Origin of the sequence: Streptomyces sp. NPDC007162 (assembly GCF_040634175.1) — a bacterium.
GTDB lineage: Bacteria > Actinomycetota > Actinomycetes > Streptomycetales > Streptomycetaceae > Streptomyces.
On record NZ_JBEYFC010001044.1, the window covers coordinates 1 to 1,191 of the forward strand.

General features: G+C 72.5%; 1 protein-coding gene and 1 pseudogene. Both read right to left on the bottom strand.

Annotated features, from left to right (window positions below):
* Positions 1 to 308, bottom strand: a pseudogene (locus ABZ646_RS47015) (hypothetical protein); the annotation flags it as partial.
* Positions 309 to 358: 50 nt separating this feature from the next.
* Positions 359 to 1,093, bottom strand: a complete 735-nt coding sequence (locus ABZ646_RS47020) for an ABATE domain-containing protein (RefSeq protein ID WP_360534030.1) — start codon at positions 1,091 to 1,093, stop codon at positions 359 to 361.
* Between the last annotated feature and the right edge of the window lie 98 nt (positions 1,094 to 1,191).

Genomic DNA, 1,191 nt, shown 5'->3' on the forward strand with positions numbered 1-1,191 from the left:
ATCAGCACGAGCGCGGACAGCGCGGTCATCGTCTTGGTCACGGAGAACACGTTGACGATCGTGTCCCGCTCCCATGGCCGGTCCCGCCCGTCGTCAGGGTCACCCCGCCAGTCCGTGAACATCAATATGTCGCCGGCCCGCTGCGCCCGCACGGCCGCGAGCAGCTCGGCGAAGTACACCGCCCCGTGTACCAGGGGGCGGACGTCGTTGCCCGTGGACCACGCCGCACCGTCAGCGTGACGGCGGTCCACCCGCGAGGCGGGATTCCCCCGCTGAGCGGGGGTGAGCAGCCAGCCGGCGCGTTCCACGTGGCAGCCCTTCCAACCGACGGCCCTTGCGGGATCTCCTGGCAGATCCGTTACCCCCTGAGCGCGTGACCACGCGATTCCTGCTCCGCCAGTCCCGCGGAGACCTGCCATCGAGGGGACGCACCGGGACGCGGATCACCACCGGCGAGGCCCCGCCCCGACACCGCCGCAACCCCGGGCGAGGAGGGCCGCACGTTGCGGGCTGCGACGCCCCGCGGGCCTCCGGCGCCGCCTCGGCCGCCGAGCGTTCGCCATGACTGTACGGGAACAGGGCCTTGATCAGGTGACCGGTGTTCGCGTCCGTCAGGTGTCCCTTCGCAAGGGACTTCCACCTGATATTCATGATCATGACACTCCCAATCAGCCTGCCGCGTTCTCCGGGGCTGCGCTGGCGCTGCGGCGGGCGCGCATGGCCCGGACTCTGCCCCGGGCTGGGGAGGGACCCGCCGGCGGCCGGGCGGATCGATGAAAACGCCCTTGCAGTCGTGCTCCGGGCAGCTCCTGAGTGCCAGGGCGTGCAGCGTCGTCGCCGGGGGCCGGCGTCGCAGCCGGTCGGCCGCCGTCAGGTCGATCGGCTCGTCGTGTGCTGCGAGGAACGCGGCCAGGTCCGCCACGTCGTCCGCGGGCGGCGTCCGCTCGTCGACCGTCGCCAGCGCCAGGGCGCGCAGGATCTCCCGCAGGCGCCTCGACTTCTCCAGGTCGGCCTGGTCCGGTGTGCGGGCCGGGGACAGCTCGCAGTGCTCCAGCCATTCGGCAAGCCGGGCGGGGGTGGCGAGCCGCTCCACGGGTTCCGCGCTGAACGTGCGGCCCCGGGTGGCGAACAGGTTCAGCCAGAGAACTCCCCGGTCTGTCGCGGCGCTCCGGTGTCCACGTCATCGCCGCC